This is a genomic window from Janthinobacterium sp. UMAB-60, from assembly GCF_900095235.1.
In the GTDB taxonomy this organism is placed as follows: domain Bacteria; phylum Pseudomonadota; class Gammaproteobacteria; order Burkholderiales; family Burkholderiaceae_D; genus Janthinobacterium.
The window spans coordinates 388,759-402,162 of record NZ_LT607483.1 but is presented as its reverse complement, the minus strand read 5'-3'; the positions used below and the strand labels follow the sequence as shown (position 1 = coordinate 402,162).

The following is a 13,404-nucleotide window of genomic DNA, read 5'->3' as shown; positions in this document are numbered from 1 at the left end:
CAAGATGACTCGAACGCAAGGGAGGAACAGCGCCTCAAGGGCTTTAACGGCTGTGACGTGATATGGTTGACAAGACGGGACAGCGGAAGGACGGGAAAACCTGCGCCAGATCAAACGCCCGGCGCAGGCAAAATGCGGACTACAGCCGCATATTTATTGCGGGAACAGCTCTTCGCGGGTGACGGTGGCCGTGCCCAGCTTGCCGACGACGATGCCGCCGGCCCGGTTGGCCGTACGCACGGCGTCGCCCAGGCCCATGCCGGCGCCCAGCATGGCCGCCATGGTGGCGATCACCGTGTCGCCCGCGCCCGAGACGTCGAATACTTCGCGCGCATCGGTCGGCATGTGCAGCACCTCATCGGCCGTGTACAGGCTCATGCCCTCTTCGGAACGGGTCAGCAGCAAGGCGTCCAGGCCCAGCTGCGCGCGCATCTGCTGCGCGCGTTCCGTCAATTGCTCTTCCGTGCTCCAGTTGCCAACCACGCGGCGCAGTTCCGATTTATTCGGAGTGAGCACTGACGCTCCCGCATAGCGGCGGAAGTCATCGCCTTTCGGGTCGACCATGACGATCTTGCCGGCCGTTCTCGCCGCCTTGATCATCTCGGCCACGTTCACCAGGCTGCCCTTGGCGTAGTCCGACAAAATCACCACGTCGTAATGCGGCAAGAGGGCATTAAACTGCGCCAGCTTGTCGCGCAGCACCGTATCGCTCGGTGCATCCTCGAAGTCGATGCGCAGCATTTGCTGCTGGCGGCCGATCACGCGCAGCTTGATGATGGTGGAAATGGCCGCGTCGCGCTGCAGATAGCTGTGGATGCCGTCCCCTTCGAGCAGACGCTCGACCTGGCTGCCGGCCTCGTCGTCGCCGACCACGCCCAGCAAGCCCGTCTTCGCTCCCAGCGCGGCCGCGTTGCGCGCCACGTTGGCCGCGCCGCCCAGGCGCTCTTCGCGCTTTTCGATACGCACGATGGGCACCGGTGCTTCCGGCGAAATACGGCTGACATCGCCGAACCAGTAACGGTCCAGCATCACATCGCCCACCACCAGCATGCGCACCTGGGCCAGCGCGGCCGGCGCCGTCAAGGCTGCCACCCCGTGGGCGCTCATGCGCGTGTCAGGATCGAGCGGCCGATGCCGTGGTATTCGATGCCCGCCTCGGCCATGACGGCCGGCTCGAACAGGTTGCGTCCGTCAAAGATCACGGCTTGCTTCAGGCGTGCCTTGACCTGTTCGAAATCGGGACTGCGGAAGGCTTTCCATTCGGTCACGATGACCAGCGCATCGGCGTCCTGCAGCGCATCCTTCGGACTGTCGGCAAAGCGCACCCTGGCGAACTGCTCCGGCGTCAAGTCCAGTTGCAGCACGCGGCGTGCCTCGGGCATGGCGACGGGGTCATACACGGCCACCGTGGCGCCGCGCGCCAGCAGGTCCGCCAGCAGCACGCGGGCCGACGCTTCGCGCATGTCATCCGTGTTCGGCTTGAAGGCCAGTCCCCAGACGGCGAAATGCCGGCCCGTCAGATCTGCGCCGAAGCGAGTGACCACTTTGCCGCCCAGCACCATCTTCTGCCTGTCATTGACGGCTTCGACGGCACGCAGGATCAGCAACTCCTGCCCATAGCCGCGCGCCGTGCGCTCGAGCGCCTGCACGTCTTTCGGGAAGCAGGAACCGCCATAGCCGCAGCCTGCGTACAGGAAGCTGTGGCCGATGCGCGGGTCGGAACCGATGCCGTGGCGCACGGCTTCGATATCGACGCCCACCTTGTCGGCCAGGTTCGCCAGTTCATTCATGAAGGAAATACGCGTGGCCAGCATGGCGTTCGCCGCATACTTCGTGAATTCGGCCGAGCGCACGTCCATCCAGTGGGTGCGCTCGTGGTTGCGGTTGAACGGCGCGTACAGGATTTTCAGCAATTCGCGCGCGCGCTCGCCGTCCGGCGTGGCATCGACGCCGATGACGATGCGGTCCGGGCGCATGAAATCTTCGACGGCCGCGCCTTCCTTGAGAAATTCCGGGTTCGACGCCACCGAGAACGTGGCGGCCACGCCGCGCGCGTCCAGTTCGCCCTGGATGGCGGCGCGTACTTTTTCAGCCGTGCCGACGGGCACGGTGGACTTGTCGACGATGACCTTGAAGTCCGTCATGTACTTGCCGATGCCGCGCGCGGCCGCCAGCACGTATTGCAGGTCGGCCGAGCCGTCTTCATCGGGCGGCGTGCCGACGGCGATGAATTGCATCACGCCGTGCGCGGCGGCTGCCTCGACATCGGTGGAAAAGGTCATGCGGCCGGCGGCGCGGTTGCGCGCCACGACTTCTTCCAGCCCCGGTTCATGGATGGGGATGCCGCCGCTGTTGAGCAAGGCGACCTTCTGTGCGTCCAGGTCGAGGCAAAAAACGTCGTTGCCCAGCTCCGCCAGGCAGGCGCCCGTCACGAGGCCCACATAGCCCGTGCCGATAATGGTGATTTTCATGGTTGTGCCGTATTTGTAAACGTATTTGTAAATATAGATGCTGCAAACAAGTACACGCCACGTTGCACGGGGGCAAGGTGGCGTGTCGGGTTAATTCATGACGTTGAGCTCTTCCGTGCGGCGCGGCGGGTAGGTTTCCCACTTGTTGCAGCCCGGGCAGTGCCAGTAAAACTGGCGTGCCTTGAAGCCGCAATGGCTGCACTGGTAGCGGGCCAGCTTCTGCGTGTAGCCGTGCACGAGGTTTTTCACCATCGACAGCTCGGACCAGATGGCGGCCGGCGCATCCATCATGCGCGCTTCCAGCAGTTTATCCAGGCCCAGCAGGGTCGGCGTGCGGCGCAGCTCGGCGCTGACCAGCTGCTTCGCCGCTTCCACGCCGTCGAGTTCGATCACGGCCTTGAAGACGACCTCGATCAAGTCGATCGACGACGCCTCTTCCAGGTAGGAACGCAGCAGGTTGACGCCTTCCTGCGCGCGGCCCACCTTGGTGTAGCCATCCATCAGGCGCTGCGCCACCAGGGCCACGTGCGGCACGCTTTGCTGCTCCACGCGGCGCCAGGTGGTCAGCGCGCCTTCCACGTCGCCGCGCGCCAGCAGCACGTCGCCCGTCAGGATGGTGGCGCGCACGCTCTTGCGGTCCGTCTGCAGGGCTTTTTCCAGCAGCGGCATGGCTTCGTCCGGCTTCATGTGCACCAGCGCGTCATGCGCCAGTTCGCAATAGAACTGGGCGATTTCCTTCTGGCGCGCACCGGCGCCCGATTCCTGCAAGCCCACGGCCGCTTCGATGGCGCGCGGCCATTCCTTTTCGCGCTGGTAAATTTCCAGCAGCGCACGGCGCGCCTGGGCCGCATATTGCGTGTCGATCAGGCTGTTGAAGGTTTCCTCGGCCCGGTCCAGCAAGCCCGCCTTCAGGTAATCCATGCCCAGCTCGTAGGCGGCATGGCCCTGCTGCTCCAGCGGCAAGTCCGGGCGCGCCAGCAAATTCTGGTGCACGCGGATGGCGCGCTCCGTTTCGCCGCGGCGGCGGAACAGGTTGCCCAGCGCAAAGTGCATATCGGCCGATTCCGGGTCCAGCTTGACGACTTCGATGAAGGCATCGATGGCCTTGTCGTGCTGCTCATTGAGCAGGAAATTCAAGCCCTTGAAGTAATTGCGCGGCAGGCTGCGCGATTCGGACACCAGTTGATGAATGTCCACACGCGCGGCAATCCAGCCCAGCGCGAAAAACACCGGGATACCCAAGAGCCACCAGAGTTCAAAATCCATGCGATTGTTTTTATTCGAGTAAGAGAGATAGGAGCGACGGCGCCGCTTACTGCGCGCTCACGCTGTCCGGTTGCGGCTGGACATTGCTGGGCACGCCAACGGTTTGCAGCGCGGCAATGGTAGTTTTTTGCTTGCTCGCTTCGCGGCGGTGACGGAACACGGTCGGCGTCAGGGCCAATACGCCCAGGCTGGCGCCGGCGACAAAAAAGCCCAGCAGCATCAGGACCAGGGGGCCGCGAATTTCATAATTGAGGAAAACATGCAGGTCGACAACCTGCGCATTCTTCAGCGCAAAGCTGAAGAACAGGACGAAAAGAACACAGCCAACGATGGTGGAGATGATTTTCATCGATAGGTCCAGAAAGAACAAAAAAATGCCCGTGCCACATGGCACAAACGTAGAGTGCTGATCAAACCGTAGCGAGCGGCAGTGAGTTGTGGCCAAGAAGCGCAACCGTACTTGAGTACGGTGAGCATCGCAGGCCGCAAAGCGCAACGCGCAGCAGCTTTGATTAGTGCTCTACGGCATATTAACAAAAAAAAGCGGCATCCAAGGACGCCGCTCTTTATTTTCCGCCTTCCAGCAGACGATTAATCCTCGATGATCGGTTGTCCGACCATCGCGTCCACCCGCTCGCGCAACTGTTTGCCCGGTTTGAAGTGAGGCACCCGTTTTTCAGGAACCATCACTTTGTCGCCGGATTTCGGGTTGCGGCCGATACGCGGGGGCCTGCTGTTCAGGGCAAAACTGCCAAAACCGCGGATCTCGATACGCTGACCGGTCGCCAGGGCGTTGGTCATCGCATCGAGAATGGTCTTGACGGCATACTCCGCATCTTTCGCCACCAGCTGAGAATAACGCTCAGCGAGGCGGTTGATCAGCTCGGACTTTGTCATCTGCCGTATCCGCAGTCTTAGTTCTTGTTATCGAACTTAGCTTTCAACAAGGCGCCCAGGCTGGTGGTGCCCGAAGCTGCGTTGTTGTCGGTAGCTGCCATCTTCTGCATGGCTTCCTGGGTTTCCACGTTGTCTTTCGCTTTGATCGACAGTTGGATACCACGGGCTTTGCGGTCGATGTTCAACACCATGGCTTCGACGGTATCGCCGACTTTCAGGTGCGTACCAGCATCTTCAACGCGGTCGCGCGAGATTTCGGAAGCGCGCAGGTAGCCTTCAACTTCTTCGGACAGTTGGATCACGGCGCCTTTAGGCTCAACCGATTTAACGGTGCCGGTTACCAGCGAGCCTTTGTCGTTCATGGCTGCGAAGTTGTTGAATGGGTCACCTTCCAGTTGCTTGACGCCCAGGGAAACGCGCTCGCGCTCAACGTCGATGGCCAGAACGATGGCTTCCAGTTCGTCACCTTTCTTGAAGCGACGCACGGCTTCTTCGCCGGTTTCGGTCCAGGACAGGTCGGACAGGTGCACCAGACCGTCGATGTTGCCGGCCAGGCCGATGAACACGCCGAAGTCGGTGATCGATTTGATCGCGCCGCGGACTTTATCGCCCTTCTTGTGGGTAACGCCAAAGTCATCCCAAGGGTTGGCTTTGCACTGTTTCATACCCAGCGAGATACGACGACGCTCTTCGTCGATTTCCAGAACCATCACTTCTACTTCGTCGCCCAGTTGGACAACTTTGTTAGGAGCAACGTTTTTGTTCGTCCAGTCCATTTCGGAAACGTGTACCAGACCTTCGATACCCTGTTCCACTTCAACGAACGCGCCGTAGTCGGTCAGGTTCGTTACTTTACCGAACAGACGGGTGCTTTGTGGGTAACGACGGGACAGACCGGTCCAAGGATCGTCGCCCAGTTGTTTCACGCCCAGCGAAACACGGTTTTTCTCTTGATCGTATTTCAGGACTTTGGCGGTGATTTCCTGGCCAACCGTCAGGACTTCCGACGGGTGACGTACACGGCGCCATGCCAGGTCGGTGATGTGCAGCAAGCCATCGATACCGCCCAGATCCACGAACGCGCCGTAGTCGGTGATATTTTTGACGACGCCGGTCACGACCGTGCCTTCTTTCAGCGTTTCCATCAGTTTCTGACGCTCTTCGCCCATCGAAGCTTCGATGACGGCGCGGCGGGACAGAACCACGTTGTTACGCTTGCGATCCAGCTTGATCACTTTGAATTCGAGGGTTTTGCCTTCGAATGGGGTGGTGTCTTTGACAGGACGGGTATCAACCAGCGAGCCCGGCAGGAATGCGCGGATGCCGTTGGTCAACACGGTCAGACCGCCTTTGACTTTACCATTGACGGTACCGACGACGATTTCGCCCGATTCCATCGCTTTTTCCAGAGCCAGCCACGAAGCCAGACGCTTGGCTTTATCGCGCGACAGGATGGTATCGCCGAAACCATTTTCCAGCGATTCGATCGCCACGGAAACGAAGTCGCCAACTTTGACTTCCAGTTCGCCGTGGTCGTTCTTGAATTCTTCGACAGGGATGAATGCTTCGGATTTGAGGCCAGCGTTCACGATCACGAAATTGTGGTCGAGGCGCACGACTTCAGCGGAAATAACTTCGCCGGAGCGCATATCTTGACGCGACAACGATTCCTCGAAGAGCGCAGCAAAACTTTCCATACCGGTAGATTCGTTAGTTGTAACAGTAGACATAGGGTTCACACAGGTTATCCAGCAGAGATCGCACGACGCGACTTAAACTGGGTTAGGTTTTTGACACACCCGGACAGGCCAGGAGCCGTCAACGGGCACCACATAGCACAACAACACGCTATTTTGCTGCAGCTGCATACCATTTCAACACGGTTTCTACGGCAACATCTGCCGTCATTTCCGACGTATCGAGGACATGCGCCCCTTCCGCGGGGACCAGCGGCGCAATCGCACGGTGAGTATCACGTTCGTCCCGCGCCTGCAAATCCATCAGAAGGTCTTCCATCTTAGCAGAAAAACCCTTGTCTATCAATTGCTTGTAGCGCCGTTGCGCGCGCGCCTCGACACTGGCGGTCAGGAACACCTTCAATTGGGCATGCGGAAAGATCACCGTGCCCATGTCGCGCCCGTCGGCCACCAGGCCAGGCGTCTTGCGAAAACCCAGCTGCAAGCCCACCAGCGCATGGCGCACCGTTGGCAATACGGCAATTTTCGACGCCGTGTTGCCCACTTCTTCGGCACGGATCTGCTCGGTGACGTTTTCCTGCGCCAGCAGGATCTCGCCGCCCGCGAAATGGCAGGGCAGATGCTCGGCCAGCTTGGCCAGCGCGTGCTCGTCGCGCAAGTCCGTGCCGCGACGCAGCGCGCTCAAGGCCGTGAGACGGTACAGCGCGCCCGAGTCCAGGTAATGGAAACCCAGCTTGTCGGCCACGCGATGGGCCACCGTGCCCTTGCCGGAAGCGGTGGGGCCGTCGATGGCGATGACTGGGATGTTGGAGGTTGACATAGTATTAAACAATCAATTAAATCAAGGTATCTTTGGCAATCCCCGCAAACGCGGCGAAATACTCGGGGAAGGTCTTGGCCACGCATTTCGGGTCGTTGATGCGCATGGCGTTGCCGCGGCGGGCGGCGCCATCGAGCGAGGCGAGCGAGAAGCACATGGCCATGCGGTGGTCGTCATACGTGTCGATGGTCGCTGCGGCGATTGAGGCCGGTGGCGTCACGCGCAGGTAGTCGGCACCCTCTTCCACTTCCGCGCCCAGCTTGCGCAATTCTGTTGCCATGGCGGTCAGGCGGTCCGTTTCCTTCACCCTCCAACTGGCGATGTTGCGCAAGGTCGAGGTGCCGTCCGCGTACAGGGCCGCCACGGCGATCGTCATGGCCGCGTCGGGGATGTGATTAAAGTCCATGTCGACGGCTTTCAGCACGCCGTTCGAGCGCGCCTCGATCCAGTTCTCGCCCATGGTGATGGTGGCGCCCATTTGCTGCAAGGCTTCGACGAAGCGCACGTCGCCCTGGATGCTGTCGCGCCCCACGCCTTCCACGCGCACGGGACCGCCACCGATGGCGCCGGCCGCCAGGAAATACGAGGCCGACGACGCGTCGCCTTCGACGTGGATCGTGCCAGGGCTTTGATAGTGCTGGCCCGGCTGCACGGTGAACGACTGCCAGCCGTCATGCTCGACCGTCACGCCGAAACGGCGCATCAGGTTCAGGGTAATCTCGATGTACGGCTTGGAGATCAATTCGCCCGTGACATCGATGGTGACAGCGTGATCGCGCGCCATCAGCGGCGCCACCATCAACAGGGCCGTCAAAAACTGGCTCGACACGTTGCCGCGCACGGCGATGCGCTGCGCGTGGATGTGGCCGCGGCGGATGCGCAGCGGCGGGAAGCCCTGCTCGCCCGTGTACTCGATCTGCGTGCCGACGGCGTTGAGCGCGTCGACCAGGTCGCCGATCGGGCGCTCGTGCATGCGCGACACGCCATGCAGCGTGTAGTCGCCGCCGATCACGGCCAGCGCCGCCGTCAGCGGGCGGATCGCCGTGCCGGCGTTGCCCATGAACAGGTCCGCCGCGTGGTGCGGGAACACGCCGCCGCAGCCTTCCACGTGATGCACCTGGTGCGCTGTGGCAGGGTCCCCCGTCAATTCATCCTGCGTCCATTTGACGCCCAGCGACGTCAGGGCAGTCAGCATGACGAAGGTGTCGTCGGAGGCGAGCAAATCGATGATCTTCGTCGTGCCCCTGGCCAGCGCGGCCAGCAGCAGCACGCGGTTGGAAATGCTTTTCGAGCCGGGCAAACGCACCGTGCCTTCGGCATGCATCACCGGCTTCAAATCGATATGGTGGGGGTAGTGCTTGGTCTGGGTCATGCTGGAATCCTTGAGTATTTATCGTGTGGGCGCGGCCGGCATTTCCGCCGTTTCAATCGCCTCGATCCATTGCTGGCGCGCGTGCTGGGCGTTCGCATACACGCCCTCGATGGCGGCGCCGTCATTCGCGGCCAGGTGCGCGCGCAAGGTTGTCAACTGCGCCAGGTAGGCGTCCAGTTCGTGCAGCAGCGCCGGCTGGTTGGCCAGGCTGATGTCGCGCCACATTTCCGGCGATGAGCCGGCGATGCGCGTAAAGTCGCGAAAGCCGCTGGCCGCATATTGAAACAGCAGGCCCGCGTGCGGCTTGTTGGCGATGTCGTCGACCAGCGCAAAGGCCAGCAAATGCGGCAGATGGCTGACGGCGGCAAACACCTTGTCATGCTCTTCGGGTGTCAAGGTATGCAGGATGGCGCCGCACGCGCGCCACGCGGCCGCCACGCGTTCCACGTCGGCGGCACAATTTTCCGCCAGCGGCGTGAGCACCACTTTCTTGCCTTGATACAGATCGATGATGGCCGCATCGGGACCATTCGTCTCGCGTCCCGCGATCGGGTGGCCGGGCACGAATTGCGCCACCTTGCCACCGAGCGCCGCGCGCGCGGCCGCCACCACGTCGCTTTTCGTGCTGCCCGCGTCGGTGACGATGGTGCCGGGTTGCAGATGCGGCGCGATGGACGCCAGGATGGCGCCCGTCTGCGCCACGGGCGCGGCGACCAGCACCAGGTCGGCGCCAAGCAAGGCATCGGCCATGTCGCCGCCGATTTCGTCGATGATGCCCAGTTCGAGCGCGCGCGCCATCGAGGCCGGCGAGCGGCCCATGCCGACCACCGTGGCGACCGCGCCCGCGTGTTTCAAGGCGCGCGCGAACGAGCCGCCGATCAGGCCTACGCCGAAGATGACGACTTTTTTCAGTGCAGGCGTCGTCATATTGTCAGGCCAGCGCTTTCGTCAGCGCGGCGATGAAGATGGCGTTTTCCTGCGGCAGGCCGATGGAAATGCGCAGCCATTGCGGCAAGCCGTAGCTGCCGACGGGACGCACGATCACGCCCTGCTGGAGCAGCGCCAGGTTGACTCGCGCGCCCGCTTCGTCATCGTCGCCCACTTTCACCAGCACGAAATTGCCGTGCGACGGCACGAATTCCAGGCCCAGTTGCGTGAACGCTTCGGTGAACTGCTGGTAGCCGGCCGCGTTGTTGCGCGCGCTTTGCTCGAGGAATGCCTTGTCGTTCAGGGCAGCAATCGCCGCAGCCTGCGCCAGCGAGTTGACATTGAACGGCTGGCGGATGCGGTTCATCAGGTCAGTCAGCACCGGCTGGGCGATGGCGAAGCCGATGCGCAGGCCGGCCAGGCCGTAGGCCTTCGACAGGGTGCGCGAGACCACCAGGTTCGGATACTGGCGTACCCACGCCGTCGATTCGTACTGCTCGTCGGCCGACAGGAATTCGTTGTAGGCTTCATCCAGCACGACGACGACGTGCGCCGGTACTTTCTTGAGGAAGGCTTCCAGCTGCGCGGCCGTCAGGAAAGTGCCGGTCGGGTTGTTCGGGTTGGCGATGAAGATCAAGCGCGTGTCGTCGGCAATCGCCGCCACCATGGCGTCGAGGTCATGGCCGTAGGCTTGCGCCGGCACGACGAGGTGGCGCGCGCCCAGGCCTTGCGTGGCCAGCGCGTACACGGCAAACGAATACTGCGAGTAGACGACGGATTGACCATGCTGCACGAACGCGTGCGCGGCGATTTCCAGGATATCGTTGCTGCCGTTGCCCAGGGTGATCCAGTCGGCCGGCACGTCGTAGCGCTTGGACAGCACCGCTTTCAAGTCGAAGCCGTTGGCGTCCGGGTAGCGGCCCAGGTCATCGATGGCGGCGATCATCGCCTGCTTCGCCGATTCCGGCATGCCGTACGGGTTTTCATTCGACGCCAGCTTGACGATGGCTGCCTCGTCGAGGCCGAATTCGCGCGCGACTTCCGCGATCGGTTTGCCGCTCTGGTAAGGGGCGATGGCGCGGACGTATTCTGGACCGATATTTTTAGACATGGTGTTCTTTAAAAGTTGGTGAATGATTAGGCTGGTGGCTGTTGTTGGGTTACGCTGCGCTAACCCAAGCTACGGCTTATTGTAGGTCGGATTAGGCCGCAGGCCGTAATCCGACACCACCGTCGGCGTCACAGACTGACCGGATACGACCCCAGCACCTTGAAAAACGCCGCATTGCTCTGCAGCTCGGCCAGCGCCTGGGCGACGGCGGCGTCGTGCACATGGCCTTCCACATCGACATAGAAATAATACTCCCAGCTGCCCATGCGCGCCGGGCGCGACTCGAAGCGCGTCATCGACACGCCGTGTTTCGCCAGGGGCGCGAGCAACTGGTACACGGCGCCAGCCTTGTTCGGCACGGCCAGCACCAGCGAGGTCTGGTCCTTGCCCGACGGCGCCGTCTGCAAGGTGCCCACGACGGCGAAGCGCGTGCGGTTGTGCGGGTCGTCCTGGATATGGCCCTTGACCACGCCCAGCTTGTACTGCGCGCCCGCCAGCTCGCTGGCAATGGCCGCCACCGTGCCATCTTCGCCGGCCAGGCGCGCCGCCTCGGCGTTCGAGGCCACGGCGCGACGCTCGACGTGCGGATAATTCTGGTTAAGCCACACCTGGCACTGCGCCAGCGCCTGCGAATGCGCGCAAATGGCCGTGACGCCATCCATGTTGCCGCTCTTCGTCATCAGGCTGTGGTGCACGGCAATGGCGACTTCACCGCTGATGATGAGACTGGTCTGCAGCATCATGTCCAGGGTGCGGTTGACGGCGCCTTCCGAGGAATTCTCGATCGGCACGACGCCAAAGTCCGCCGTTCCCGCCTCGGCGGAGCGGAACACTTCGTCGATGGACGCGCACGGCAAGCCTTCGACGGCGCTGCCGAACTGCTGGTACACGGCCTGTTCGCTGAAGGTGCCGGCCGGGCCAAGATACGCCACGGTGACGCGCTTTTCCAGCGAGCGGCAGGACGACATGATTTCGCGGAAGATGGTCTGCACTTCGCGGTCGCCCATGGGGCCGGGATTGCGCTCGGCCACGCCGCGCAGCACTTGCGCTTCGCGCTCGGGACGGAACACGGGCGCCTGCGTCTCGGCCTTCACGTGGCCCACCTGCTGGGCGATTTGCGCGCGGCGATTCAGCAATTCGAGGATTTGCGCGTCGATCGCATCGATCTGTTCGCGCAGCGGTTTCAATTTATCGGTCATGGTTGTTTGTTTCGTCAGCTGTACTTCAATCATGGCCGCGCGGCCTGCGCCGGCGGCGGGCCGGCGCGGTCGTCTAGGCGACTCAGCGTCCGGCAAACTCGTTCAGATAATTCACTAAGGCTTGCACGCCCTCGATCGGCATCGCGTTATAGATCGATGCACGCATGCCGCCGACGGACTTGTGGCCCTTCAGTTGCAGCAGGCCGCGCTGTTTCGCGCCGGCCAGGAATGCGTCGTTCAAACTTTCATCGCGCAAATAGAACGGGATGGTCATGCGCGAGCGGTATGCCGGTTCGACCCGGTTCTGGTAGAAGTCGTCCGCATCGAGCGCCGCGTACAGCAGCGCCGCTTTGTCAATATTACGCTGTTCCATGGCCGCCACGCCACCTTGGCGTTTGAGCCACTGGAAAACCAGGCCGGCGATATAGATGCCGTAGGTGGGCGGCGTGTTGTACATCGACTCATGTTCGGCCACGATGGTCCAGTCGAAAGCGGACGGGCAGATCGGCAGCGCCTTGCCCAGCAAGTCTTCGCGCACGATGACCAGGGTCAGGCCGGCCGGACCGATATTCTTTTGCGCGCCGCCGAAGATCACGCCGTATTGCGACACGTCGATCACGCGCGACAAAATGTGCGAGGACATGTCGGCCACGATGGTGGTCCCTGCCGGCACGTCTGGCGCCTGCTGGAATTCCACGCCGTCGATGGTTTCATTGGTGCAGATGTGCAGGTAGGCGGCGCCCGGCGTCAGCTTCCACTCGGCGACCGGCGGCACACCCGTGAAACGGGTGGCCTTGGACGATGCGGCCACGTTGACGTTGGCATATTTTGCCGCTTCCTGGATCGATTTGCCCGACCACGAGCCCGTATGCACGAAGTCGATGGTGGCCGGCTGCCGCGCGGCCAGGCCCACCAGGTTCATGGGGATGACGGCGTTCTCGCCCAGGCCACCACCCTGCAGGAACAGGATCTTGTAGTTCTCGGGCACGGCCAGCAGTTCGCGCAGGTCGGCTACCGCCTGTTTGTAGATGGAGATGAATTCGGGACCACGGTGGCTCATTTCCATCACCGACATGCCACTGCCATGCCAATCGAGCATTTCGGCGGCCGCTTGCGCCAGCACTTCCTTGGGCAGGACGGCGGGGCCGGCTGAAAAATTGTAGATATGGGTCACGATACGGTCCTTGGCAAAATGGGAATCTTATTGGGGCGACTGCGTGGCCGCCCGCATGACCTGGTCAAGCACGGCATTCACGCGCGGGATCAGCACGCGCTGGCTGATGGCCATCGACTCGGCCGACAGTTGCGGCATGGTGGCCAGCATCTTGCGGCCCAGCGGCGTCTTGTAGAAGGCCGTCAGCTGCTCGACTTCCTGCACCGTGTAAAAGCGCGCGTACAAGGGCACCATTTCGGCGCTCAACTCGTCGATCAGGGTCGGGTCGGCCAGCACCTGCGTCAGGGTGGCGATGGCGACGGGGATTTCCTCCTCGGCGCTGGCCAGCGCGCGCGCCTTGCGCTGCTCGTCCAGCTTCGGGTTGCTGCTGATTTGCTGCTGCGCCGACTGGCGAATCATGGCAGGCACCGATTGCAGCATCTGGTCGAAGATGCTGCGCGTCAGTTGCGGGAACTGCATCGCGTCGAGCA

The 13,404-nt window shown here is 62.2% G+C and carries 13 protein-coding genes; all 13 read right to left on the bottom strand.

What is annotated here, in order from left to right; translation table 11 throughout:
• Nucleotides 1-153 precede the first annotated feature (153 nt).
• Nucleotides 154-1,107, bottom strand: a complete 954-nt coding sequence (gene rfaE1, locus K0F86_RS05150; protein ID WP_219133275.1) for a D-glycero-beta-D-manno-heptose-7-phosphate kinase — start codon at nucleotides 1,105-1,107, stop codon at nucleotides 154-156.
• Nucleotides 1,104-2,471, bottom strand: coding sequence for a UDP-glucose/GDP-mannose dehydrogenase family protein (locus tag K0F86_RS05145; protein WP_219133274.1), 1,368 nt, complete (start codon nucleotides 2,469-2,471; stop codon nucleotides 1,104-1,106). The genes rfaE1 and K0F86_RS05145 overlap by 4 nt, the downstream gene beginning before the upstream one ends.
• Before the next feature lie 90 nt (nucleotides 2,472-2,561).
• Nucleotides 2,562-3,737 (bottom strand): lipopolysaccharide assembly protein LapB, encoded by a 1,176-nt coding sequence (gene lapB, locus K0F86_RS05140; RefSeq protein WP_071078964.1) that lies wholly within the window; start codon nucleotides 3,735-3,737, stop codon nucleotides 2,562-2,564.
• A 46-nt stretch (nucleotides 3,738-3,783) separates the two neighbouring features.
• Nucleotides 3,784-4,086 carry a lipopolysaccharide assembly LapA domain-containing protein gene (locus K0F86_RS05135; protein ID WP_076567441.1) on the bottom strand — a complete coding sequence of 101 codons (303 nt, stop codon included), beginning with the start codon at nucleotides 4,084-4,086 and terminating at the stop codon, nucleotides 3,784-3,786.
• Nucleotides 4,087-4,328: 242 nt separating this feature from the next.
• Nucleotides 4,329-4,634, bottom strand: coding sequence for an integration host factor subunit beta (locus K0F86_RS05130; RefSeq protein ID WP_008446215.1), 306 nt, complete (start codon nucleotides 4,632-4,634; stop codon nucleotides 4,329-4,331).
• Between the two features lie 17 nt (nucleotides 4,635-4,651).
• Complete coding sequence (gene rpsA / locus K0F86_RS05125) at nucleotides 4,652-6,364, bottom strand: 30S ribosomal protein S1 (protein WP_071650172.1); 1,713 nt, start codon at nucleotides 6,362-6,364, stop codon at nucleotides 4,652-4,654.
• A gap of 118 nt (nucleotides 6,365-6,482) precedes the next feature.
• Nucleotides 6,483-7,151 carry a (d)CMP kinase gene (cmk, locus tag K0F86_RS05120; RefSeq protein WP_141172085.1) on the bottom strand — a complete coding sequence of 223 codons (669 nt, stop codon included), beginning with the start codon at nucleotides 7,149-7,151 and terminating at the stop codon, nucleotides 6,483-6,485.
• Nucleotides 7,152-7,167: 16 nt separating this feature from the next.
• The gene (aroA, locus tag K0F86_RS05115; RefSeq protein ID WP_219133273.1) at nucleotides 7,168-8,523 is read right to left on the bottom strand and encodes a 3-phosphoshikimate 1-carboxyvinyltransferase; all 1,356 of its coding nucleotides are present in this window, start codon (nucleotides 8,521-8,523) and stop codon (nucleotides 7,168-7,170) included.
• A gap of 18 nt (nucleotides 8,524-8,541) precedes the next feature.
• Nucleotides 8,542-9,450 (bottom strand): prephenate dehydrogenase/arogenate dehydrogenase family protein, encoded by a 909-nt coding sequence (locus K0F86_RS05110; RefSeq protein ID WP_219133272.1) that lies wholly within the window; start codon nucleotides 9,448-9,450, stop codon nucleotides 8,542-8,544.
• A 4-nt stretch (nucleotides 9,451-9,454) separates the two neighbouring features.
• Entirely contained in the window at nucleotides 9,455-10,561 is a 1,107-nt protein-coding gene (gene hisC / locus K0F86_RS05105; RefSeq protein WP_219133271.1) for a histidinol-phosphate transaminase, read from the bottom strand.
• A 128-nt stretch (nucleotides 10,562-10,689) separates the two neighbouring features.
• Nucleotides 10,690-11,760 carry a prephenate dehydratase gene (pheA, locus tag K0F86_RS05100; protein ID WP_219133270.1) on the bottom strand — a complete coding sequence of 357 codons (1,071 nt, stop codon included), beginning with the start codon at nucleotides 11,758-11,760 and terminating at the stop codon, nucleotides 10,690-10,692.
• An 82-nt stretch (nucleotides 11,761-11,842) separates the two neighbouring features.
• The gene (serC, locus tag K0F86_RS05095) at nucleotides 11,843-12,934 is read right to left on the bottom strand and encodes a 3-phosphoserine/phosphohydroxythreonine transaminase (RefSeq protein WP_219133269.1); all 1,092 of its coding nucleotides are present in this window, start codon (nucleotides 12,932-12,934) and stop codon (nucleotides 11,843-11,845) included.
• Nucleotides 12,935-12,961: 27 nt separating this feature from the next.
• A partial coding sequence (locus K0F86_RS05090) for a DUF2059 domain-containing protein (protein WP_219133268.1) occupies nucleotides 12,962-13,404 on the bottom strand: 443 nt, incomplete at its 5' end.

Excerpts from the sequence above, each read along its gene's own strand:
- rfaE1 (WP_219133275.1), bottom strand. The coding sequence starts at position 1,107 with ATGAGCGCCCACGGGGTGGCAGCCTTGACGGCGCCGGCCGCGCTGGCC.
- K0F86_RS05145 (WP_219133274.1), bottom strand. The coding sequence starts at position 2,471 with ATGAAAATCACCATTATCGGCACGGGCTATGTGGGCCTCGTGACGGGC.
- lapB (WP_071078964.1), bottom strand. The coding sequence starts at position 3,737 with ATGGATTTTGAACTCTGGTGGCTCTTGGGTATCCCGGTGTTTTTCGCG.
- K0F86_RS05135 (WP_076567441.1), bottom strand. The coding sequence starts at position 4,086 with ATGAAAATCATCTCCACCATCGTTGGCTGTGTTCTTTTCGTCCTGTTC.
- K0F86_RS05130 (WP_008446215.1), bottom strand. The coding sequence starts at position 4,634 with ATGACAAAGTCCGAGCTGATCAACCGCCTCGCTGAGCGTTATTCTCAG.
- rpsA (WP_071650172.1), bottom strand. The coding sequence starts at position 6,364 with ATGTCTACTGTTACAACTAACGAATCTACCGGTATGGAAAGTTTTGCT.
- cmk (WP_141172085.1), bottom strand. The coding sequence starts at position 7,151 with ATGTCAACCTCCAACATCCCAGTCATCGCCATCGACGGCCCCACCGCT.
- aroA (WP_219133273.1), bottom strand. The coding sequence starts at position 8,523 with ATGACCCAGACCAAGCACTACCCCCACCATATCGATTTGAAGCCGGTG.
- K0F86_RS05110 (WP_219133272.1), bottom strand. The coding sequence starts at position 9,450 with ATGACGACGCCTGCACTGAAAAAAGTCGTCATCTTCGGCGTAGGCCTG.
- hisC (WP_219133271.1), bottom strand. The coding sequence starts at position 10,561 with ATGTCTAAAAATATCGGTCCAGAATACGTCCGCGCCATCGCCCCTTAC.
- pheA (WP_219133270.1), bottom strand. The coding sequence starts at position 11,760 with ATGACCGATAAATTGAAACCGCTGCGCGAACAGATCGATGCGATCGAC.